Source organism: Xenorhabdus thuongxuanensis (assembly GCF_001908095.1).
Taxonomy (GTDB): domain Bacteria; phylum Pseudomonadota; class Gammaproteobacteria; order Enterobacterales; family Enterobacteriaceae; genus Xenorhabdus; species Xenorhabdus thuongxuanensis.
The window spans coordinates 40,165-63,760 of the sequence record NZ_MKGR01000017.1; the positions used below are offsets into that span (position 1 = coordinate 40,165).

General features: G+C 43.6%; 15 protein-coding genes. 12 read left to right on the plus strand and 3 right to left on the minus strand.

Translation table 11 applies throughout. The features are described 5' to 3' along the window. Positions 1–85 precede the first annotated feature (85 nt). The 3 genes from cmoB to Xentx_RS11985 form a co-directional block, all read right to left on the minus strand. Entirely contained in the window at positions 86–1,057 is a 972-nt protein-coding gene (gene cmoB, locus Xentx_RS11975; RefSeq protein ID WP_074020463.1) for a tRNA 5-methoxyuridine(34)/uridine 5-oxyacetic acid(34) synthase CmoB, read from the minus strand. Continuing rightward, on the minus strand, positions 1,054–1,839 hold the full coding sequence (gene cmoA, locus Xentx_RS11980; protein ID WP_074020464.1) for a carboxy-S-adenosyl-L-methionine synthase CmoA: 786 nt from the start codon (positions 1,837–1,839) through the stop codon (positions 1,054–1,056). Before cmoA ends, cmoB begins: the two co-directional genes overlap by 4 nt. Before the next feature lie 135 nt (positions 1,840–1,974). Next, a complete protein-coding gene (locus Xentx_RS11985) occupies positions 1,975–2,373 on the minus strand; it encodes an MAPEG family protein (RefSeq protein ID WP_074020465.1) in 399 nt (132 codons plus the stop codon). Positions 2,374–2,640: 267 nt separating this feature from the next. Between Xentx_RS11985 and aspS the strand changes: the two genes are divergently transcribed. From aspS to Xentx_RS12050, 12 genes are all read left to right on the plus strand, one after another. Beyond that, positions 2,641–4,410 (plus strand): aspartate--tRNA ligase, encoded by a 1,770-nt coding sequence (gene aspS / locus Xentx_RS11990; protein WP_074020466.1) that lies wholly within the window; start codon positions 2,641–2,643, stop codon positions 4,408–4,410. After that, the gene (gene nudB / locus Xentx_RS11995) at positions 4,410–4,844 is read left to right on the plus strand and encodes a dihydroneopterin triphosphate diphosphatase (RefSeq protein ID WP_074020467.1); all 435 of its coding nucleotides are present in this window, start codon (positions 4,410–4,412) and stop codon (positions 4,842–4,844) included. Before aspS ends, nudB begins: the two co-directional genes overlap by 1 nt. Positions 4,845–4,874: 30 nt before the next feature. Continuing rightward, complete coding sequence (locus Xentx_RS12000) at positions 4,875–5,618, plus strand: YebC/PmpR family DNA-binding transcriptional regulator (RefSeq protein ID WP_074020468.1); 744 nt, start codon at positions 4,875–4,877, stop codon at positions 5,616–5,618. A gap of 119 nt (positions 5,619–5,737) precedes the next feature. Continuing rightward, positions 5,738–6,259 (plus strand): crossover junction endodeoxyribonuclease RuvC, encoded by a 522-nt coding sequence (ruvC, locus tag Xentx_RS12005; protein ID WP_074020469.1) that lies wholly within the window; start codon positions 5,738–5,740, stop codon positions 6,257–6,259. Positions 6,260–6,337: 78 nt separating this feature from the next. Beyond that, the gene (gene ruvA, locus Xentx_RS12010) at positions 6,338–6,955 is read left to right on the plus strand and encodes a Holliday junction branch migration protein RuvA (RefSeq protein WP_074020470.1); all 618 of its coding nucleotides are present in this window, start codon (positions 6,338–6,340) and stop codon (positions 6,953–6,955) included. A gap of 16 nt (positions 6,956–6,971) precedes the next feature. After that, the gene (ruvB, locus tag Xentx_RS12015; protein WP_074020471.1) at positions 6,972–7,979 is read left to right on the plus strand and encodes a Holliday junction branch migration DNA helicase RuvB; all 1,008 of its coding nucleotides are present in this window, start codon (positions 6,972–6,974) and stop codon (positions 7,977–7,979) included. A gap of 465 nt (positions 7,980–8,444) precedes the next feature. Further along, a complete protein-coding gene (blsG, locus tag Xentx_RS12025) occupies positions 8,445–9,623 on the plus strand; it encodes an arginine 2,3-aminomutase (RefSeq protein WP_074020473.1) in 1,179 nt (392 codons plus the stop codon). A 34-nt stretch (positions 9,624–9,657) separates the two neighbouring features. After that, positions 9,658–10,827 carry a pyridoxal phosphate-dependent aminotransferase gene (locus Xentx_RS12030; RefSeq protein WP_074020474.1) on the plus strand — a complete coding sequence of 390 codons (1,170 nt, stop codon included), beginning with the start codon at positions 9,658–9,660 and terminating at the stop codon, positions 10,825–10,827. A gap of 25 nt (positions 10,828–10,852) precedes the next feature. After that, on the plus strand, positions 10,853–11,815 hold the full coding sequence (locus tag Xentx_RS12035) for a TauD/TfdA family dioxygenase (RefSeq protein WP_074020475.1): 963 nt from the start codon (positions 10,853–10,855) through the stop codon (positions 11,813–11,815). 69 nt (positions 11,816–11,884) lie between these two features. After that, positions 11,885–16,828, plus strand: coding sequence for a type I polyketide synthase (locus tag Xentx_RS12040; RefSeq protein ID WP_074020476.1), 4,944 nt, complete (start codon positions 11,885–11,887; stop codon positions 16,826–16,828). Between the two features lie 4 nt (positions 16,829–16,832). Continuing rightward, the gene (locus Xentx_RS12045) at positions 16,833–22,349 is read left to right on the plus strand and encodes an aminotransferase class III-fold pyridoxal phosphate-dependent enzyme (RefSeq protein ID WP_074020477.1); all 5,517 of its coding nucleotides are present in this window, start codon (positions 16,833–16,835) and stop codon (positions 22,347–22,349) included. Next, positions 22,346–23,596, plus strand: a complete 1,251-nt coding sequence (locus Xentx_RS12050; RefSeq protein ID WP_074020478.1) for an MFS transporter — start codon at positions 22,346–22,348, stop codon at positions 23,594–23,596. Before Xentx_RS12045 ends, Xentx_RS12050 begins: the two co-directional genes overlap by 4 nt.

Consider the following 23,596-nt stretch of genomic DNA (forward strand, 5'->3'; position numbering starts at 1 on the left):
TTTTTTTCATATAAACCCCAGTTACATAGTCAACTATGTAACTGGGGTAGTCAGCAAAGTACAACCTAAAAGATGAAAAAAAAGATTATGGCTTGCGGGCAATCAGGACAGCTCGCAGTGGTGCTGGATAGCCTTCTATCGTTTTACTGTGATCGTCAGGATCAAGAAAATCGGCCAGCGATTCAGTCTTCATCCATTCTGTCTGGCGTTGTTCATCCAGTGTTGTGATCGCATGATCAACAATTCGAATATCAATAAAACCACATTTTTCTAGCCAAACTTTCAGCATCTCAGCAGACGGAATAAAGTAGACATTTCGCATTTGTGCATAACGTTCACCTGGAATAAGGCATTGATGTTCGTCACCCTCAATAACCAGGCTCTCCAAAATTAATTCACCGCCGGAAACTAACTGGTTTTTCAGTTGCCATAGATGATCGAGGGGTGAGCGGCGATGATAAAGCACGCCCATTGAAAACACTGTATCAAAGGCTTGTAGTTCTGGTAATTGTTCAATACCTAAAGGCAGAAGATGGGCGCGTTGGTCGTTGCCCAGTAATTTTCTGATAGCTTCAAATTGGCACAGGAAAAGCTGGGTTGGGTCAATGCCTACAACTAAATGAGCACCTTCACCCACCATACGCCACATGTGGTAACCACTGCCACAGCCGACATCAAGGACAGTTCTGCCTTCTAAAGGAGAAATATGGGGAAGAACGCGATCCCACTTCCAGTCAGAACGCCATTCTGTATCAATCTTCACGCCATACAGTGAGAAAGGTCCTTTACGCCACGGCATCAATAGCTTCAGGATATTTTGAATACGGGTTTTTTCACCGTTTGGTAGCTCTGGTTCATGGTTCGCAATGACACCATTTTTTAGGTCAAGTTGGGGGGGGTGAATCTCAGGCAGGTTTTCCAGAATTCTTACCCATGAACTGAACTGGCCATGTAGTGAGGCTTGTTGCCAATGGCTTAATTGTGCAGGCAGGCATTCCAACCAATGACTTAAGTGATTTTTGGCGATCAATTGATAAAAGTTACTGAAATCAATCATTGGTCGGCTCCTTTTATTGCCAATAATGAGCCAAAGTTAAAACATTGGAACCAGACTTCAACGTGTTGAAATCCGGCTTGTGTAAGGCGTGATTTGTGAGTTTCAACAGGATCTGTCCGCATGACATTTTCCAGCATACTGCGTTTTTGGCTGATCTCCAGTTCGCTGTAACCATTGGCTCGCTTGAAATCATAGTGCATGTTGAATAGTAACTCGCCAATTTGCTCATCTTCAAAGTTGAATTTTTCAGACAGTACTAAAACGCCTCCAGGCTTTAAACCGGCATAGATTTTATCCAGCATTTTCTGGCGATCATCAGGATTCAAGAACTGTAATGTGAAATTTAACACGACCATTGATGCATTTTGAATGTCGGTATCAAGAATATCCTGTTCGATGACTTCAACGGGAATATTGGCTTTGAAAGAGTCAATATGGCGGCGACAGCGCTCGATCATTGCCGGTGAGTTATCGATGGCAATAATACGGCAACCCTCTGTATGGGGATTGGCACTATTATTTTCGGCGCTAATAGCACGGCGGATTGATAACGTGGCTGCGCCAAGGGAACAACCGAGATCATAAATTTGACTGTTTGGTGTGACAAAACGTTCTGCCAGCATACCTATCATGGAAATGATATTGGAATAACCGGGAATTGAGCGTTTCACCATATCAGGAAAGACTTCGGCAACCCGTTCATCGAAATTCCAGTCACCTAAATTAGCAATTGGGGCAGAGAACAGGCTATCCCGTTGATTATGAGATTCTTGATTTGACATAACAACATTGATTTTGGAAACAATAAGAAGTGGTTATTCTAACAGAATGCAAGAAAAGGCAGAAAGGGGGATAATCAATAGATAGGCCCTCAGGCGGTAATTCACCGCCTTGGATATCACTCTAATTACCCATTTTTATGTATAGAGGGAAAAGATTTGCTCCCACGGTAAATAGTAAATGTTATTGATAATCATTATTATCATGGAAATATAGGTTGCTGCCATGCCCATACGCCGCCAGCGTATTTCTCGATGACGCAAGCCAAAGTAGTGTAGTATTCTGCCTGAAAGTAATACTAATCCACAAATGTGCAACATCCAAACAGGTGCCCCATTCATCTCCATGACAATCAATAGCAGCATTGAAATTGGAATGTATTCAACTGCATTACCATGAACCCGAATGGCTGTTTGCAATTCATAAAAACCGCCATCGCCATAAGCTACCCGATATTGCGTTCTTAATTTGACTACATCCAGAGACAGCTTAATTAACAGTAGTGCGCCCAGTACTATATAAAGCGAGCTAACCATTTCTTAACTCCAATTGCCTAACCAAAAAACGGCCAAATGATGATAAACCCCAAAAAGAAAACTGTCGCTATAAATCATAGTATTTAATAATAAATTCTATGAATGCTATTGGATAGCAAAAAATTGTCTTGCCAAGAACGGCGTTATGACCTTATCTCTGGTCAGAATTTCCAGTATAATAGCAACCTTTTTTGCAATTCTTCCTAAAAGAACAATGCCAAAATTTCCGCAGCAGAAAGCATAACGAGCTGAGTAAAAGGATATTGTATGCGTACTAATTATTGTGGGCAGTTGAGCCTAGCCCATGAAGGCCAGAAAGTGACTCTTTGTGGGTGGGTAAATCGTCGCCGTGATTTAGGTGGTTTGATCTTTATTGATATGAGAGATCGCGAGGGTATCGTTCAGGTATTTTTTGACCCAGATCAGAAAGAGGTCTTTGCTCAGGCTTCTGAACTGCGTAATGAATTTTGTATTCAAATTACGGGGATTGTGCGTGCACGCCCTGATAACCAGATTAATAAAGATATGGCAACTGGCGAAATTGAAGTTTTCGCAGAAAGCCTAATGGTTTTCAACCGTTCGGAGCCATTGCCACTGGATAGCAACCAGATTAACAGCGAAGAGCAGCGCTTGAAATACCGCTATCTTGATTTGCGTCGTTCTGAGATGTCGCAGCGTCTGAAAACCCGTGCGAAGATCACCAGTTTTGTGCGTCGTTTTATGGATGATGCGGGTTTCATTGATGTTGAAACACCAATGTTGACTAAGGCAACGCCAGAAGGTGCGCGTGACTATTTAGTGCCAAGCCGTGTGCATAAAGGTGAATTTTATGCACTGCCGCAGTCTCCGCAACTTTTCAAACAGTTGTTGATGATGTCTGGCTTCGACCGTTATTACCAGATTGTTAAGTGCTTCCGCGATGAAGACTTGCGTGCCGATCGTCAGCCAGAATTTACCCAGATCGACGTTGAAACCTCGTTTATGACCGCTGAACAAGTTCGCGAGATCATGGAAAAAATGATCCGTGAACTGTGGTTGGATGTAAAAGATGTCGATTTGGGCAGCTTCCCAATTATGACATTCGAAGAAGCCATGCGCCGCTTTGGTTCAGATAAACCAGATTTGCGTAACCCTTTGGAATTGGTGGATATTGCCGATCTGGTTAAAGATGTGGAATTCTCTGTTTTTGCAGAACCAGCAAACAATCCAAAAGGCCGTGTTGCGACTATTCGCGTTCCTGGTGGGGCAGAACTGAGCCGCAAGCAAATTGATGAGTACGGTAAATTTGTTGGCATCTATGGAGCGAAGGGTTTGGCATGGATGAAAGTTAACAACCGTGCTGCTGGCCTGGAAGGGGTACAAAGCCCGATTGCTAAGTTCCTGTCTGCGGAGGTAGTTGAGAGCCTGTTGTCCCGTATCAATGCTCAGGATGGTGATATCCTGTTCTTCGGCGCTGATAAGAAAAATATTGTTACTGATGCGATGGGAGCGCTGCGCCTGAAACTGGGTCGCGACTTGAACATTACCGATCTGGCAGGCTGGAAACCGCTTTGGGTTATTGATTTCCCTATGTTCGAAGAAAACGGAGAAGGTGGCTTGACGGCAATGCATCATCCATTTACGTCTCCGCGTGATATGTCGGCGGCTGAGTTGGAAAGTAATCCAGAATCTGCTATCGCGAACGCTTATGACATGGTTATCAATGGCTATGAAGTAGGTGGTGGTTCTGTCCGTATCCATCGCAATGAAATGCAGCAGGTGGTATTCCGCATTCTGGGTATTAATGAGCAGGAACAGCAGGAGAAATTTGGTTTCTTGCTGAACGCCTTGAAATACGGTACACCGCCGCATGCAGGTTTGGCTTTCGGCTTAGATCGTCTCGTCATGTTGCTGACTGATACAGATAATATTCGTGATGTGATTGCTTTCCCGAAAACAACGGCAGCGGCATGTTTGATGACTGATGCACCAAGCCCAGCGAATTCAGCCGCGTTGGAAGAACTGGCTATTTCAGTCGTTAAAAAAGAGAACGAATAATGGCTTATAAGCGCCCTGAATCTGTACTGGTTATGATTTACGCCGTTAACAGCAAAAGGGTGCTGATGCTACAGCGACGGGACGATCCTGAATTTTGGCAATCTGTGACAGGTAGCCTTGAAAAGGACGAAAAACCGCGGGAGGCGGCGTTACGTGAAGTAGAGGAAGAGGTAGGCATTGATATTATCAATGAAAATCTTGAACTGAAAGATTGTCAACGCTGTCTTTATTATGAGATTTTCTCGCACCTACGACATCGATATGCTCCGGGGATAACGCGCAATAAAGAACATTGGTTCTCTTTGGCGTTACCTGAGGAGCGAGAGATTTTGCTGACTGAACATCTGGCTTATCAATGGTTGGCTGCGGAAGAAGCGGCCAAACTGACGAAGTCGTGGAGCAATCGGCAAGCAATTGAAGAATTTGTAATTTAGTCTACAAGACGTTTTATCGGAGATATTTGCATGGCAGGTCATAGTAAATGGGCCAATACGAAACACCGCAAAGCTGCACAGGATGCCAAACGCGGTAAGATTTTTACAAAAATTATCCGTGAATTGGTCACGGCTGCTCGACTGGGTGGTGGTGATCCAGATTCCAACCCACGTTTGCGCGCTGCCGTCGATAAAGCGCTGTCCAACAACATGACTCGTGATACGTTGAATCGGGCAATTGCCCGTGGTGTTGGTAACGACGAATCAGATAACATGGAAACCATTATTTATGAAGGCTATGGCCCTGGCGGTACAGCAGTAATGGTTGAATGCTTAAGTGATAACCGTAACCGTACTGTTTCTGAAGTTCGTCATGCATTCACCAAAGCAGGTGGTAACCTGGGAACTGATGGTTCTGTTTCTTATCTGTTCACCAAGAAAGGGGTTATTTCCTACGCACCAGGCTTGGACGAAGATGCGGTGATGGAAGCCGCATTGGAAGCGGGTGCTGACGATGTTGAAACCTATGATGATGGTGCAATTGACGTCTATACTACTCCAGAGTCTTTCGGAAATGTTAAAGATGCATTGGATGCAGCAGGCTTCAAGGCAGATTCCGCGGAAGTTTCTATGATCCCATCGACGAAAGCGGAACTGGATGCAGAAACTGCGCCTAAATTACTTCGTCTGATCGATATGCTTGAAGATTCTGACGATGTGCAAGAGGTTTATCATAATGGTGAAATCTCTGATGAGGTTGCAGCACTGCTGTAATTAGCATTAGGGTTCACAGCGTAGAGAAAGTGTTCTTTCAATCAGGGCACTTTCTCTAACGTTTTTATCCCATATCACAGGCGAGCCGGTTACGGCGGAATTTAAGTGAATAATTCGATATGGCGATTATTCTTGGTATTGACCCTGGCTCCAGAGTCACGGGATATGGCGTTATTCGCCAGCAGGGACGACAACTTATCTATCTCGGTAGCGGTTGTATTCGAACAAAAGTAGATGACTTACCCAGTCGTTTGCAGAAGATCTACGCCGGAATTACTGAAATCATCACCCAATTCCAACCCAATGTTTTTGCAATAGAACAAGTTTTCATGGCGAAAAATGCGGATTCAGCCTTGAAATTAGGGCAAGCGCGTGGTGTGGCCATTGTCGCGGCCTCTAACCAATCTATACCGGTATTTGAATATGCAGCCCGTCAGGTTAAACAGACAGTGGTCGGTACGGGTGCGGCTGAAAAAAGCCAGATTCAACACATGGTACGTTCGATGCTGAAATTGTCTGCCAATCCGCAGGCCGATGCCGCTGATGCTTTGGCTATTGCTATTACACATTGTCATCTCAGCCAAAACCTGCTTCGGGTAGGTGATGCACGGTTAAATTTAACGCGAGGTCGCCTGAAATAGTTGGTGCTGGATATACGTCCAGTTTTTTTTGTGCTATAAGCTAGCGGAACGATTTATTTTATTTTCAGGGGGTAAACAGTGATAGGGCGTTTGAGAGGAACCGTGTTGGAAAAACAGCCACCGTTGGTTTTATTGGAAACTCATGGTGTCGGTTATGAAGTCCATATGCCAATGACCTGTTTTTATGAACTACCTGAAATTGGTCAGGAAGCTATCTTATTTACACAATTTATTGTACGTGAAGATGCTCAGTTATTATACGGTTTTAATGATAAACAAGAGCGGGCGCTTTTCCGCGAACTGATTAAGGTCAATGGCGTTGGGCCTAAATTAGCGCTGGCAATCCTTTCGGGTATGTCTGCCCAGCAATTCGTTACCGCTATAGAGCAAGAAGCCATTGCTTCATTGGTTAAGTTGCCGGGTGTTGGCAAAAAAACGGCTGAAAGACTAGTTGTAGAGATGAAAGATCGCTTTAAGGGGCTTAACGGCGATCTATTTAATCAAAGTAGTGATGTTAATTTGCCGGCAATCAGCAAACAAGCGAATTCTACGGCCGATATTGAAGCAGAAGCCGCAGCAGCACTGGTTTCTCTGGGATATAAACCGCAGGAAGCCAGCCGGATGGTGAATAAAGTAGCTAAACCAGGTGCAGATTGTGAAACCCTTATTCGAGAAGCACTTCGTGCGGCTCTGTAATCACAGGAGTTAAGTGATGATTGAAGCTGACCGTCTAGTTTCAGCAGGCGTTCTGCAAGATGATGAAGCCATTGATCGTGCTATTCGGCCGAAATTTCTGTCTGAATATGTTGGGCAACCCCATGTTTGTGAGCAGATGGAAATTTTTATCCAGGCGGCACGTCAACGTGGTGATGCACTGGATCACTTATTAATTTTTGGTCCCCCTGGATTAGGTAAGACCACGCTGGCAAATATTGTTGCAAATGAAATGGGAGTTAATCTTCGTACCACATCGGGGCCAGTATTGGAAAAGGCAGGGGATCTTGCTGCTATGCTCACTAATCTGGAGCCGCATGATGTACTGTTTATTGATGAAATCCACCGTTTATCGCCGGTTGTGGAAGAGATCCTTTATCCGGCAATGGAAGATTATCAACTGGATATTATGATTGGCGAAGGGCCAGCCGCCCGCTCTATCAAGATTGATCTTCCCCCATTTACGTTGATTGGTGCGACTACTCGTGCAGGTTCCTTAACTTCACCATTGCGTGATCGATTCGGTATCGTACAGCGCCTTGAATTTTATAATGTTGATGATTTACAGAGCATCGTTTCCCGCAGTGCACGCTATATGGGATTAAATATTTCAGATGATGGTGCAAGGCAGATCGCAATGCGTTCCCGTGGCACTCCCCGTATTACCAATCGATTATTGCGTCGTGTACGTGATTTTGCTCAGGTGAAAGGTAATGGCACGGTTGATAGCAATATTGCATCCCAGGCTCTGGATATGCTGAATGTCGATTCGGCCGGATTTGATTATCTTGATCGTAAATTGCTGATTGCCATTATTGATAAATTTATGGGTGGTCCCGTTGGTTTGGATAACCTGGCCGCGGCGATTGGTGAAGAACGAGAAACTATCGAAGATGTGTTGGAACCTTTCCTTATCCAGCAAGGATTTATTCAACGAACGCCACGCGGGCGTATTGCAACCCATCATGCTTATCGGCATTTTGGATTGAGCAAGGAAGGCGAATAATAACTATCCTGACATACCAGCTCGGGTTAATTACCTGGAGCTGGATGTATCTCTTGTATTACGAGAAATTCAATATATTCTCCTTTTAAAGGGAATGTCATTTTTTAATGGTTATATTCAATATTTTAAATTAATATTTATTTTTGATAAGGATATTTTATTTTAAATTTATCTTTATTTTAAAGGAGCATATTTACCTTTAAAGATTTTATTAATTTTAAAGTGTATCGTTTGTTTTTTAAAATAATACTTATTTTTAATGGGGGTATCTATTTTAAAGGTTACAAGTTTGTATAATTTATTTATATTGTCATCTGTAGCTATTATAAATTCTAGCTGAAAATTGATTAAAAGGTTGCAAAAATACACAGTATCATGCCTTCCTGTAAATCAATGCGCATGTTTTAATTATAAGTTTCTAACCCACATCCAAAAGAGTATTCAAAAGCATATGAGGAAGATGATATGTTCTTAAGTAAAGAATCGTTCAGTCATGAGGAGTGGAATGACCCAAAATTTCAGTTACGTAACTTAATTAAAACATCTGAGGATTTAGGAAAATGGATTGCGTTAACTGAGGGAGAAAAGAAAGCTATTGAAGCTGTGAAAGGAAGATACTTATGGCAGAGCACGCCTTATTATGCTTCGCTTATGGATAAGTATGATGAGAATTGTCCAATTCGGTTGCAAACGATTCCTCATTTAAGAGAAATGAAAATAGAGTACAACTCTGGTAATGATCCGGTAGGAGATACTTCAAACCTTAAAACAGCCAGAGTGATCCATAAATACCCCAATCGAATCGTTTTACTTGTTTCCGATACTTGCCCTGTTTATTGTCGTCATTGTACACGTAAGTTTCATACGACAGATGTTAACGGAACCTATTTTGGGGCAGATATTGCTGCATCATATGAAGAAGATTTTGCTTATATTGAGAGCCATCCCGAAATAGATGATGTTCTTCTGACTGGCGGTGATCCTTTAATACATTATGATAAATTCCTTGAAGCCATTATTAAGAGACTGAGAAGCATCAGCCATATTAACATCATTCGCATTGGAACCCGTTATCCCGTGTTTGCTCCCCAGAGAGTGACAGAAAAATTCTGTCAAATGTTGGAAAAGTATCATCCAATCTGGGTTAACACACATTTCAATCATCCTAAAGAAGTGACCGAAGAGGCGGCGGCTGCCTGTGACCGATTGCTGCGACACGGTATCCCAGTACAAAACCAGTCTGTTTTGTTAAAGGGTATCAATGATGATGTGGAAACGATGCGTTCATTGCTTAAAGCCCTCTTGAGAATTAGGGTTCGTCCTTATTATTTGTACCACTGCGATAACGTATCAGGCGTTTCTCATTTCATGACTACTCTGGAGAAAGGGCAGGAGATTATGGATGCACTGGTAGGGTTCGAAACGGGCTTTAGTGTACCTCAGTATGTAGTCACAACCACATTAGGCAAGTTGGCTGTTAACCGAAAATATATCAACACTCATGAAGATGGTCGCATTATTGCGAGGAATTATAAACAAGAATATTTAGATATTACTGAATATATTCAACCGCCTTCTGTGTTGGATTATGGTTCTGAAGCACACAGTAATGGTGAGATCATTCCTTTTAAGACCATCGATTAATTAATTGAAATGTGGATAAACAGAGATATTTATAATGATGCAAGAGAACAATTTCTCAACCCGCATTGCAAGTAGATCAAAAAATATTAATGCCTCAGTAACAGTAGGGCTGGCAGATATCGTTGCTAAACTGAAAAATGAAGGCCGTGATATTATCGGATTGAATGAGGGTGAGTTAGATTTCAGTACCAGTGCCACTGTTATCAATGAAACTATTCGTGCATTGATAGATGGTAAGACACGTTATAGTTGGCTTGATGGTGAACCTAAATTAAAAGAGAGGATTTGCCAGAAAATATTTGAAGATAATCGAATTAAAGCGACATCTGAAAATATCATAGTGACCAATGGGTCAAAACAAATTATTTATGAAATACTACAGACATTAATTGAGCCTGATGATGAGATCATTATTCCTGTTCCCTGTTGGGCAACATATTTAGAAGCCGTGAAATTAGCTGGTGGTAAGGCAGTTTTAATTGAAAATATTGGTGTGGATCTGGATGTAGAAAAAATTAAACAGGCGATTACTGACAAGACCAAGCTCATCATTATCAATACACCAAATAATCCAACAGGCGCTGTTTATTCAAAATCAACGTTACAGACATTGTGTCAATTTGTTAAAGGGAAACAGATTTTTGTGTTATCTGATGAAGCCTATGAACAAATTGTATTTGATGTTGAACATCATAGTTTAGCTGCAATTGACGACAATGAATACATTATAACAGTACAAACTTTTTCCAAAAGTTTTTCCATGACGGGATATCGTATTGGCTATATGGTTGCCCATCCTGAATTAGTCAGCAGAATTTCGGATCTGCACGGTCATATGACCGACAACGTTTGTACGTTTGCACAATATGGCGCTGTTGCAGCACTTGAGATGCCAAAGGATTTATATCAAGAGCGGTTAGAAATACTTAAGCAGCGACGGGATCTATCATACCGATATGCCCGCGAACTTTTTGAGTGTGAACTGCCTGATGGCGCATTTTATCTGTTCCCAAATGTCAAAAAATACCTCAATGGTCGTCATCGCGACGCAACTCAATTATGTGAATACCTGCTCACGTATGCAGGGGTCGCGCTGATCCCCGCAGAAGCCTGTCTTTATCATGGACATATACGTATTTCTTTTGCTGCGTCGATGAATGCTATTGAACAGGGATTTGAAAGGATAGCAACTGCATTGCGGTAATTTATGACAATAAGGATTAATAACCATGAACCAATCTATATATTCAATTGAATTATCAAATTCAGAAGTTGATGAAATTCAAGCCCTCATCGGGCAATTACAAAAACGTTATCACTCTACTGATGATCAAGATTTTGTTAGCGCCTTGCCAGAATGGGTAGAGTCATTACCAACCCGATTGCGTATTGAATTAAAGAGATTCCGTAACCAGGGTTATCCACTGGCTGTAATAAAGGGATACCCTGATATGTCAGGGACCATAGGGCCAACACCAAATCATTGGAAGGATGTTTACAATACGAATAGCAACTATGACTATTATTGTTGTTTGATGTCGAGCCTGTGTGGCGATGTGGTAGGTTTTTCTGATTTGCAGGAAGGAAAACTGGTTCAAGAGATATTCCCAATCAAAAAGGACGCCGGTAAGCAATTGGGTACAGGATCTGTAAACCTATTACTGCATACTGAAGATACCTCATTGGGCTATCGGGCGGATTATCTTGGTTTTATGTGTATCCGTAACAATTATCGAATCCCAACTTGCGTATCAGTACCGGATTTTTCCAAACTCAGTGAAAAAACTGTCATTATCCTCAAAAGAAATAAATTCCGTATCTTTAATGACCGACCTTGCCTGTCGAAAGAAGAACGTGATGAAAATTATACCATTTGTCCCATTCTGACAGGCAGTGGCAATAATATCCATATGCGCTATGACCCACTGTATCTGGATAAAGAAGCATTGGATGATGAAGAACGTGAAGCCGTGGCCGAACTGGAAAAATTAACTGAATCGGCGGTATTTGATTTGGTTTTAAGCCCGGGTGAAGTCGCTTTTATTGATAATTATCGTTGTGCTCATGGCCGCAAGGCGTACCAACCTAAATACGACGGAACTGACCGTTGGTTGAAGCGTACCCAAATATTAACAAGGTTGCGTGATTTCAAGCACATGATGCTACCCGGACGCATTAACGTATTGCCTTAAATCTAAGCATAGGGATTAGGCTTTTGTTTTCTTTAAGGATATATGTAATTTTTTATTTGGCTTAATGGTATGCATAAACAAAACAAAAATGCAGAGAATGATAGTTTTGTCGAGCAATGGCAAGCCTGCTTACAAGGGCTTGATGTGGATAATATCCTTATCCTGACGTTATTGAAAAAAGCACTCGGCGATGTTGATGCAACACGGTTTAACGACATGCAATCTAAGCGCCAGTTAAGTTGGCGCCAATTACTGTGCAGCATTGTTCGCGTTTATCGCTACTTATGTGAGCTGAAGGTTGCACGTGGTCAACGAGTAGTGGCAATTTCACATAATCGCTGGGAGTTATTGGCTATTGAGTTTGCTTGTCAGATTAAAGGGGCGATTTATACTCCACTGTATGCCAATTATTCTGGAGAAATGATTGTTCATTGCCTGTCACTGGCAGAGCCCGTTTTGGTTATTACTGAAACAGCAGAGTATGCGCAGTCCTTGCCACGGAATTCTTCATGGCATGTCATAACATTGGAACCTTCCAACGTTTTTACCGATTTTTCCACCATTGATAGCGATATTCACCAATTTACCGCGGATAAGACGGTCAGTTATAAAGGCATCGGGGCAGAGTTGCTCAGTTCGCTTATTGCAGATTTGCGGGCAACGCAGGCAGGGCAAGCGTTTTGTTTAATGTTCACTTCCGGCTCCAGTGGAAAACCTAAGGGAGTATTGCTTAGTCAGGCCAATATTCTTTCACAGCAACAAGTGCTGAAAGAGTTATGGCATTTTGATGGCCCGCAATCTTTCCTCAGTTATCTGCCGTGGCACCATAGTTTTGGTGGCTTATTTGAAAAATACACTGCCATTTTTAATCAAGCAGTATTGCATATTGATAATAGTCGGGGGGTAGATATTGCGCGGTTGTGCGCCAACTTAAGCCAATTAAAGCCGACGCGGTTTTTCAGTGTACCGAAAATACTGACCGCGGTTGCCAATAAGATGAAAGAATCAGCGGATTTTTACCGCGAGGTGGCTCCCTCATTGCAAATGATCTTTTCTGCTGCTTCAAAACTGCCTGCGGAAATCGAAGATTATTTCAACCGTTGTAATATTCAGGTCGTTGAGGGCTGGGGGCTGACTGAAACAAGCCCATGCCTGACACTCAAAGGATTAGGCAGTAAAGAGCCGAACAGTGTAGGTCATCCTTTACCCAATGTGATTCTCCGTATTGATGAAGAAACTGGGGAGATTTTGGCTAAAGGTCCAAATATTATGCTGGGTTATTATGCTGATGAAGCTGCCACTCAGCGCTGTTTTAAGCAACAATGGTTCAGAACTGGCGATCTCGGTAAAATGGTCAATGGAGAATTGGTGCTCTTGGGACGGTTGGATTCAATCAAGAAACTGTCCAATGGTGAAAAGGTTTCCAGTGATACTATCGAACAAAGTTTGTTTGCTAAGACCGATATTATCAGCCATGCCATTATTGAGATTGAGCAAAGGCCATACGCCACAGCGTTATTGTTTATCAATCCTGAGCTTCGTCACCGGAAGTTTAGTGAAGATTGTACACTCAAGCATTCATCCCTCTTGCGGGAACATATCTTACAGATTTTGCAACAGCATAATCATCAGGTGACGGAAGTTTCCCACAAGTTGATGGCGGTTGCTCTCACTGAAACATCATTGTCCGTCGCCAAAGGTGAAGTCACGCCATCATTTAAAGTATCCCAGCGTACTGTGCGAGAAAATTACCGTGCTGTGCTTGATGCATTATATGACACTGATAGATCTTTCAATTTAAATCCGGCATGTCATTCATTTTTGAAAGTTTCAGCAAATCACCCTGTTTCGCCCATTATCTTCCAGAATAATCTACTGACAGGATCTATTAATTGGGAAACGTTTATACACATCATTGGCCAAGTCAGGGGACAAAACCTGTCAGGTGATGATACCCAGAGATCCTTGCTTGACCTTGGTTATAATTCATTGACGATAGTTCAATTGGCGGAAAGCTTAAGCCAGGCTAGCGGTCAAGTCGTCACAGAAATAGAGCTGTTCTCCAGTTCGTCAGTCCATCAACTTTGGCAAAGATTAGTGACACGGACGACGGGGGAAGTTTTCCTCCATGCCAATACCACAGAACAAATGCTGTCAGGGCAAGATCATGCCGATGTGGCTATTATCGGCTATGCAGGGCGTTTTCCCGGCGCAGAGGATTGCGGACAGTTATGGGAAAACTTGCTTGCAGGCAAAAGTATGTTTAGTCGTTGCCCTGAAGATCGACCCTTTATGGCTACGTTGCTGGCAGAATTTGAAGCCAAAGGCACCCAATTAAGTGGGGCATTTTGTAACGATATCCGTCAATTTAACCATAGCTTCTTTCAAATCAATCCCAAAGACGCCCGATTGATGGATCCCCAACACAGGTTATTGTTGATGGTGACATGGGAAGCCATTGAACAGGCTAATCTGAGCTTGGGTGACCTGAAGGAGAGCCGAACCGGTGTATTTATCGGTATCAGCCAAAATGGCTATCGGCAATTGTTACATGATTACCAAACTGAGACGGGGGAAGAGGGTTATCCGAGTAGTGCAATTAATAATCAGAATAGTATGTGTGCTAATCGATTGTCATATTTTCTGGATCTAAGGGGACCTTCATTAATTGTCGATACCTTGTGCTCATCATCATTGGTGGCATTGCATCAAGCGCGTCTGAGTATTGAAAGGGGAGAATGTGATACAGCTATTGTCGGAGGCGTGCATCTGCAATTGGATATGGCTCATTTCAGGGAAATGAACCAGTTGGAAGTGTTGTCCAGTGATGGAATATGCCGTCCTTTTGATGCCGAGGCGAACGGAACCGTGCTGGGCGAAGGAGCAGGAGTGGTGATCCTTAAACGCCATGATCTTGCCATGCGTGATAAAAATGATGTCAAGGCAATATTGCTGGCTTCCGAGGTTTATCATGGTGGCCGTAGTAACGGCATCACAGCGCCAGATCCGATTTCACAACAAAGGTTATTGGAGCAGTGTTGGAAGAATGCAGGTGTAAAAGCGAGTGATATCGCTTACTTCGAAACACATGGCACCGGCACGCGCTTGGGTGATCCTATCGAGCTGGCTGGAATTAGCGCCTGTTTTCATGACCAAAAAATGCAGACTCCCTGTTATCTTGGCGCTATCAAAGCCAATATTGGTCACCTTGAAGCCGCAGCAGGTATTACCGGTTTAATCAAATTACTATTGATTGACCAGCACAGAATGGCACCACCAGTGGCAGCATTTAGCCAATTGAACCCTCGAATCTCGTTGTCCGAAGGCCAACTGGAGATCCCTACAACGATACAACCGTTACCCGCTGAAAAAAGTTGTTTGGCTGTCAGTGCGTTTGGTATGGGTGGAACTGGGGCACATGTGGTTATTAAAAGTGTGGACAGAATCCCTCTTTCTGATGCGGAACAAACAAGTACAAAACAGATAAGTGAAACGCTGCCCTGTGTGTTGAGTGGATGTGATCAAGCTCATCTACAGGCTGTTGCCACCAGTTTATTAGCCTCTGTGCAACAGCAGGTGATGCAACAACAATTTGGGTTGATGCATTTTTGCCAGGCGTTGGTTCAACGCACGGTGCTGCCGGTTGTTTGTACTTTGGGGGTAAATAGCACTGAACAATTGATTGACCAGTTATCTGCAATAGCCAGGGGGGAGACGGTTGGTTATCGTGCTAGTGCAACCAGCAGTCAAGATAATACTACAACCTTGGCATTATTTTTTGCTGGACAAGGAACCCAATCGGTGGCGATGGCGGAGCAGTTATATCGTCACAATGCGCAATTTGCACATTGGCTCGATCACATCGATAGATTGTGTTCTGAAATTGCGTATGAAAACGGGCAGCCAAAGGTAGAGGTGAAACACCTGCTGACTGAGCAGGTGGATGAACAGACGATCCATCGTACCGAATTTGCGCAGGTGATTTTGTTTGCTTTCGAGTATGCACTGTACCAATGTCTGCGTCCCGCTATTGGGCATGTCGATATTCTGCTCGGCCATAGTCTCGGTGAATATGTAGCAGCTTGTATAGCCAATGTATTTTCATTGAAAGAGGGGCTGAGGATCATCATTAAGCGCGCTCAACTGATGGAAGCGAGTGATCCCAGTGGAGCCATGATGATGGTGAACTGTTCGGCAGAGCAACTTGGCACATTAATTGAGTCCATTAAAACAGATAATGGAATGGAGTGGTGCACTGGTTTGACTATTGCTGTCGAAAATAGTGAAACCAATACAATTATCAGTGGCTCACGTAGTACGCTTGAGCATTTCCAGCCGCAATTAGAGCGGCATGGTTTTCATTCTCGCTTTATCAATACCAATAGGGCATTCCATTCTCCGATGATGGCGAATGCAGCCCACGAATTTGGAATGTTCCTCGCCAATATTCCCCTGAAGGCAGCAGATGTCCCTATTTTGTCTAATCTGACGGGGCAACCAGAAACAGATTGTTTCGCCAGGGCAGAATATTGGCAACAGCATATGTTAGGTCGCGTACTGTTCCGCAGTAACCTGAATAAATTAACCGCCATGGCAGGGCTGAAGATCATTGAGATTGGCCCCAAAAGCATGATCGGCGCGTTACTCGATGAAGTCCCACAGCATCATCTGGCTTCAGCGTATTGTCCTTCTCAGAAAAACCAGCAGCTCAATTATTGCGATTTAGTGGCGGTGTTGGCCAGTGAGCATTTATCTGGCTCACCGAGGGATTGGCTGGCGATGTATGCGCCATTCATGTCTAAACCCGCCTTATTACCAGCAAGAAAACTATTGACAGAAGACTACTGGTTTACGGGAACTCCTCTTGCTCCGTCCTCGAATGAGGCAAAGCAACAAAAATCTGACGAACATTTCAACCTGACTGATCGTGAGCCTCTCGCCATCATGCAACAGCAAATTGACTGTATGAACGCGATCTTCCAAGCCCAATCAGAAATTATGAAGGGAATGTAACATAATGACTCAATTGCCAAATGAAATTAAACACTCTCTGCAAAGCTGGTTACAGTCAGAATTAGCAAGTGAACATGTGCCTACCGATACTGACTTTCTGGCACTGGGTATTGAATCTCTCACGTTGATTAGACTGAAAAACAACATTAAATCTCAATATGGTGTCGATATCGGTATTGGAAAATTTTTTAAGGGATTGTCGAATATTGATAAGGTCGCTAACTTTGTTGGCAAGCAGGCACAACCGACCTCTATTGATAACCAGAACGATAAGCTACAGGCAGTATCTGTGCCGCCGCCGACAATAGTGGAGCCAGTGGTTAATGCCCAGCATGTTCTAACGCCTCCAACAATATCGTTTTCACCCTCTGTATCTCCTTCGGCGATGATGTCTAACGAACAGGTTGTTACTAGCCGTGAAAATCAGACTGTTATTAATAACAATCCGGGCATAGAGATCAAACACGGTATTATGGCTGCTCAATTAAACGCAATGCAGCAATTGTTCCAACAGCAGTTGGCAGTGTTGCAATACCTTGGAGGAGGAAGCTCTGTTCCGATGACCGGTGACCAGCCACTCGCCGCCGTTCAGCGGCCGGATCCCACTTTAATTTCAACATCAGGCAGTCTTTCACCTACAGTGAGTGTTGTTAGCGAGCCATTAGTGACGTCTGGTGAAAAAGCCAAATTTACCTACAAACCTGTTGATACTTCAGAGCCCGTACAACGTGATGCTGAAACGACTGCGTTCATTCAGCATTACAATGCGAAAACCAGCGCATCAAAAGCTGCTATCCAGAAATATCGGAGGGTGCTCTGTGATAACCGCAGCTCGATTCAATTCAACAGTAAGCTTAAAGAGTTGTGTTATCCGATTGTGGGGAAAACTGCAAAAGGGGCGCATTTTACTGACCTAAACGGCAATGTCTTTATTGATATTGCGATGGGGTTTGGGGTCAACTTTTTTGGGCATAATCCTGATTTTATCCAACAGGCTTTGCAAAAACGGCTGCAACGTGGCTTTCATCTCGGGCCGATTGATGAGTCTGGTATGGTTGTTGCGGACTTGATATCTGAAATCACGGGTGTTGAGCGAGTGGCTTTCACCAATTCAGGCACCGAGGCAATTATGCTTGCCTGCCGCGTAGCCAGAGCCGCTAGCGGGAAAAGAAAGATCGTTATCTTCAATAATGCTTACCATGGTCACTATACGGAGCTCCTCTTTATGGGAGGAATGAGACAGGGAGAGATATTCCCTCAATCCAGCGGCATTCCTGAAGATTTGGGGCGGGATATCGTGATACTCAATTATGGCGAGCAACAAAGCCTGGATTATATTACCGCTCACGGGAATGAAATTGCCATGGTCATGGTTGAACCTGTCCAATCGCGCAATATCAATCTACGGCCTAAATCCTTTATTCAGACGTTACGAAAAATCACGGCACAGCAGAATGTTGTATTGCTATTTGATGAGATCATTACTGGTTTTCGTTATCACCCACAAGGGGCGCAACATTACTATCAGGTCAAGGCCGATTTGGTGACATATGGCAAAGTCATCGGGGGTGGAATGCCTATCGGTGTTTTGGCTGGGGATGCGGCAATAATGGATTACCTTGATGGTGGTTTCTGGCAATTTGGAGATGCGTCTTATCCCCCCAATGAGACCACCTTTTTTGCCGGAACGTTTTGCAAACATCCGCTGGCGATGGCAGCGGCTGAGGCAACGTTGTTACATATGAAAACGATGGGGGCTGCGTTACAAACTGATTTGAATGACAGAACTTCAAGCTTTGTTGAACGACTCAATGGTATGTTCACTGCGGCAAATTGCGGTATAGAAGTTGCAAACTTTGGCTCATTATTCAAGTTTAGCCAGAAGAAAACCCACGAACTGTTCTTCTATAACTTATTAATGAATGGGGTTTATACCTGGGAAGGGCGTACCTGTTTCCTCTCTACGGCTCATGATGATAGCGTATTAAATGAGTGTTTTGATGCTTTTGAAAAAACCGTCGAGGAGATTGCAGCTAAACCCCGCTTACTGAACGTACCCGTAGAATCGAAAGCGTCAGTGGATTCTACCGTACTCGAATTTAAGATGCAGAAGAATTTGGCGATGTCCAGTTGGTATGATCCTGCGGCATCGAAATCTTACAATGAATTCGCCCAGTGTGTGATCACTGACGGATTGCAGCCGCATCGTTTAAACAACACCATTGAGTATTTGTTCAATCGTCATCAACAATTGCGCCAGGTTTTTTGCCCTGAAACCTTTAAAACGGTGACAGGCCAATTTGAGCATCATGCAGCAATACGCACTGAAACTGCTATCATGGGTTCACCAGAACAATTTTTGCAATGGCGGCAAAATTGCCTGGATGAAGAGTTTACGCTTGATCTTGGGCCGATGTTTAGGGTGCATGTAGCACAGGTTGATTTATCTCTGCCATTATGGAGTGAGACACCTTTGGCACCGTATGCACTTAACCATAGCCGTGTGGACATGATTTTTTTGGTTGCCCACCATGCTATTGTTGATGGTGTCTCTTTGGATGTATTAATTGATGAGTTGGTGGCTATTTATCATGGTGCCAGCGATTTGCCACCTGCTTGTCAATATCATGATTATTTAGATCGCTTGGCAGCATTCAAAAAGACTCCGGATTTTATTCACCAGAAATCATTCTGGCACAAGTACCTGTCTGGTTGGCAGAGGGATTTGGCAAATCTACCAGTACCAGATCCTGCCGTGCTGACAGAAGAGGGAGATGAACTTCCTACAGGTGGTTTTTATCTTGAGAAATTACCGGCTGAATTGACGACTAAGATTTTGGCTTATGCCACTGAACAGCGTGCGACCCCTTACATGCTGATGTATACCGTCTATTCTATTTTTCTGGGGGCGATACTCAAACAATCCCAATTTGTTATGTCCACTTCGGTATCCGGGCGTAACTTTGACAATTTCGACAATCTGGTGGGCTTGACGACGGCAATGTTGCCTGTTCGGGTAAATACCTGCAATGGTGAACAACGTTTCAGTGAGTATCTTGGTCTTACTTGTGAACAATTGCTGGATATTTTTTCCAACCAGGATGTCACGGTTGAAGATCTGACGGTGCAGAATTGCAGTCTGGGGCATCGTCCGGAAATGTTAAACCGTTATCTTAATTACGACTTCAATTTCAGTCCCCGTAAACTTAAGCTTAATGAAAGTGGCAGTTGGTCTTTGTTACTGGATAACCCCAAACGCTACATTGTTGGTCAATTGTCTTTGGATGTATTTCAGAGTGAGCATGATCTGTATCTACATTGGGAATATGCAGCACAAGCCTACAGCAAGACGCAAATCAAAACGCTGTCAGGCAAACTGGCTCAGTTATTGGATTATCTCATTAACTCTCCGGAGAGGGATACACTGACTCTGGCCGATATTATCGCTTACCTGAATTCACTGGATACACCCTCCATTGCCATTGGACCATTGCGGAAGGATTTTCTTTACAAGGCACCAATTCATGCCTTATTTGAACAGCGTGCTGCCGATTATCCACAGGCATGTGCATTAGTCGATGCTAGTTTGAAAGAAGGGCAGCACCAGCTTTCATTTGCCGAATTGAACCGACAGGCAAATGCATTGGCACATTATCTGCTGCAACAAGGCTTACAGCCTGAAGAGCCTGTTTTTATCAGTGTACGCCGTGGGATACCCTTAGCAATCTCGGTGTTAGCTGTACTGAAAGCGGGGGGCGTGTACGTTCCTATCGATAAGAAGCTACCGTTTACCCAAGTCGAATTCTTGTTTTCAGAACTTACGCCACGATTTGCCCTGATCGATGGGGATTATGGAGACTTAAATGATGGCAATGAGGTGAGAAACGATGCACATACTTCGTTGCTGAAAACGTTATCTCATGTCCGGTACTTCAACTTTTACGATGAAGGGATATTGCTACGTCAATGTGGGGTTGCCTTGGGGGATACCGCGTTACTGCAAAATCCGCAAAAAGTAATACCTACGGAGCAAACGGCCTATATCACCTGTACCTCAGGGAGCACCCAAAATGTTAACTGTGTGATGAACTCTCATGGAGCCATCGCTCATCATTGTTTGATGATGAAGGAATATCTGGCGATTTGCTCGGAAGATCGGATGATTCAATTTACCGATTTGTGCTGGGATATCGTCCTTGAGGAACTTTTCCCCGTTTGGGTCGCAGGAGGCAGGGTTGTATTTTTCGGTGATACTCCGCCAAATACTTTTGCTGATTTTAACCAATTGTTGATTGAACAACAGATTACGTTAGCCGATTTGCCGTCTACCTATTGGCAAGGATGGGTGGATAGCTTGGAAGATCCTGCCATGGATTATCCATCTCACTTACGGCGTATTTTAGTGGGAACTGAAAAAGTTGATCCACAGACGTTGAAAAAATGGCAGAAGCTCGTACCTGAAGGGAGTATTTTCTCCAATGCTTATGCCCAAACTGAAACCACTATTACTGCTACGGATTCGGTGATTACCAAAGATACACTGGTGGGGGAAACAGTGCCGCTTGGCAAGCCGCTAGCCAATACTGGATTTTATGTGCTGGATGAATCTGGCAAACCAGTGCCGCGTGGTGAGCCTGGTGAACTGTATATCGGTGGCCCGTTGGTATCTAAGGGGTACTACGGCAATAACGCCCTGACTGCGAGTAAATATGTGGCCGATCCTTATATTCCTGTCGAAATTTGCAATCAGACAGCACCACTTATGTATAAAACTGGTGATTTAGTCAGCATGGATGAACAGGGATGTTTGTCATTTCTTGGTCGTACAGATTTTCAGATCAAAGTGCGAGGTTATCGTATTGAGCCAACCCAGTTGGAAAGTGCCATTGGTCAATGGGAAGAAATCGAACAAGTTGTGTTGACGACGAGCAGCGTGATTGATCCGGGTATTCCTGTGGCGGAAACAAAATTGCTTTGTTATGTGAAAACCCAGGCCGATAAAGTTGTACAAAAAGCGTTAAGTGAGCGGATCCGCCAGTTTGTCCGTTGCAATTTTGCCCATTATATGCAGCCACATTTTATTGTATATCTGACTGAATTCCCTAAAACCGCCAACGGTAAAGTTTCTATAAAGCAGTTTCCTTTACCGAAACGAACTGTACCAAATGACCCCTTACAGTATTTTAACAGTTCGGCAGGTCGTTTGCTGGTGGCTCATCTTGGGCAACGTGGGCTGGATATGGAAGAAAGTTTTGTAGCGTTGGGGGGGGATTCGTTAACCGCGATCAAAATTTTGTCTGCGTTGCAAAAAGAGCATGGCGTCACCCTTAAGTTACCGGAATTTATGGCTTGTCCAACATTGGCTAGCCTGATCGAATGGATAGATTCAGCGCTAGTTGCGAACAAGGAAGTACTTGTATCACAGGCATCCGTACCGGATAGCCATAAACAGATAGCAGGGCGAAAAGAAAAGCCTGTATTGCAAGCTCGCCGTCGTAACAAAAAGGGAATGGTTGGATGAAGGGCATACATGGATTCTATCCGCTTTGGATTGGCATAGCTGTGTCTATATTTGGCAGTGAATTGACGGAATTTGCTTTCGGGTTATGGCTGCTTCAGGAAAAAATGTCAGTCATGGCTTACACGAATATGTATTTAGTATTGGTGCTTCCGGCCTTTTTACTGATGCCGTTAGTGGGCTATGTGATTGATCATTATGATAAACGCAAAGTGTTGTTACTGACAGAAGGGATTGCGGGTTTGGCCTTGGCGATTGTGCTCTTGTTCAATCATTTTGGCTATATCAATTCCATCGTGGTCTATCTGTATATCGCCCTGACCAGCGTGTTGACCGCGTTGCAGATTGATTGTTACAGCACACTGGTTTTTCGGCTGGTTCCACAATCTTCGTTAAATCGGGCGAATGCGTTGGGCAGTCTTAGTGATTCATTGCCACAAATGCTTGCTCCGGTTGTTGGTGCGTTTCTGTTTTCCCACTATGGCTTGGGCATGGTGCTGACGGTTGATCTTCTCACCTTTATGGTGAGTGCGTTTGCCGCGGGGTTATTGTTCAGGGTAAGAACTGTACAGTTTCTGCCACACGATGATGGCACATTATCTAAGTTGAACTGGAAAGCCATTTTTCCTGATATGGAATGTGTTCGTTTGGTTAAAGCATCGCCAGAAATGACTTATATGATCGGGTATACCTTTTTTAAGTCAATTTTGGTTGGTGGAACGCTAATCACGATTGTTCCTTATTTTACAACCTATTTTTCTGTCGCAGATGCAGGCTACATGATGTCTATCGGTGGAGTTTCTATGGTGATCGTCAGCCTGATGTCGGCATGGAAGCCCGCTATATTGAAGCATATGCCGCTGTTGTTACTGGAATTCTTATTTGCGATCGGCTTTGTGGTATTGACGCTGATAAAAAATGTTTATGTTTCTGGGGTTTGTATTGCGATTAGCTTTATCACGATGCGAATAAGCATTATTAAAATGCAAACGTTATGGCAAACCATTGTACCGAAAATATATCACGGTCGTGTTTTTGCTTTACGTAATTTGGTTAAGACATTCAGTAGCTTCATTATTTATCTTATCACTGGGATTGTCTTGGAAATCTTATTGGCTCAAGAGGGAGGATGGGCGATTTGGGGGCAGAGTACCCCAATGGATCTTTATTTTATTGGGATCACCCTATTGATATTACCTCCCTTATTTATCACGACACAAAAATTGTTATTAGCGATAGGGGGGGAATAG

Coding starts and splice junctions, on each gene's coding strand:
- aspS (WP_074020466.1), top strand. CDS start 2,641: ATGCGTACTAATTATTGTGGGCAGTTGAGCCTAGCCCATGAAGGCCAG.
- Xentx_RS12035 (WP_074020475.1), top strand. CDS start 10,853: ATGAACCAATCTATATATTCAATTGAATTATCAAATTCAGAAGTTGAT.
- blsG (WP_074020473.1), top strand. CDS start 8,445: ATGTTCTTAAGTAAAGAATCGTTCAGTCATGAGGAGTGGAATGACCCA.
- Xentx_RS11985 (WP_074020465.1), bottom strand. CDS start 2,373: ATGGTTAGCTCGCTTTATATAGTACTGGGCGCACTACTGTTAATTAAG.
- ruvB (WP_074020471.1), top strand. CDS start 6,972: ATGATTGAAGCTGACCGTCTAGTTTCAGCAGGCGTTCTGCAAGATGAT.
- Xentx_RS12045 (WP_074020477.1), top strand. CDS start 16,833: ATGACTCAATTGCCAAATGAAATTAAACACTCTCTGCAAAGCTGGTTA.
- Xentx_RS12030 (WP_074020474.1), top strand. CDS start 9,658: ATGATGCAAGAGAACAATTTCTCAACCCGCATTGCAAGTAGATCAAAA.
- cmoB (WP_074020463.1), bottom strand. CDS start 1,057: ATGATTGATTTCAGTAACTTTTATCAATTGATCGCCAAAAATCACTTA.
- Xentx_RS12050 (WP_074020478.1), top strand. CDS start 22,346: ATGAAGGGCATACATGGATTCTATCCGCTTTGGATTGGCATAGCTGTG.
- ruvC (WP_074020469.1), top strand. CDS start 5,738: ATGGCGATTATTCTTGGTATTGACCCTGGCTCCAGAGTCACGGGATAT.
- cmoA (WP_074020464.1), bottom strand. CDS start 1,839: ATGTCAAATCAAGAATCTCATAATCAACGGGATAGCCTGTTCTCTGCC.
- Xentx_RS12000 (WP_074020468.1), top strand. CDS start 4,875: ATGGCAGGTCATAGTAAATGGGCCAATACGAAACACCGCAAAGCTGCA.
- Xentx_RS12040 (WP_074020476.1), top strand. CDS start 11,885: ATGCATAAACAAAACAAAAATGCAGAGAATGATAGTTTTGTCGAGCAA.
- nudB (WP_074020467.1), top strand. CDS start 4,410: ATGGCTTATAAGCGCCCTGAATCTGTACTGGTTATGATTTACGCCGTT.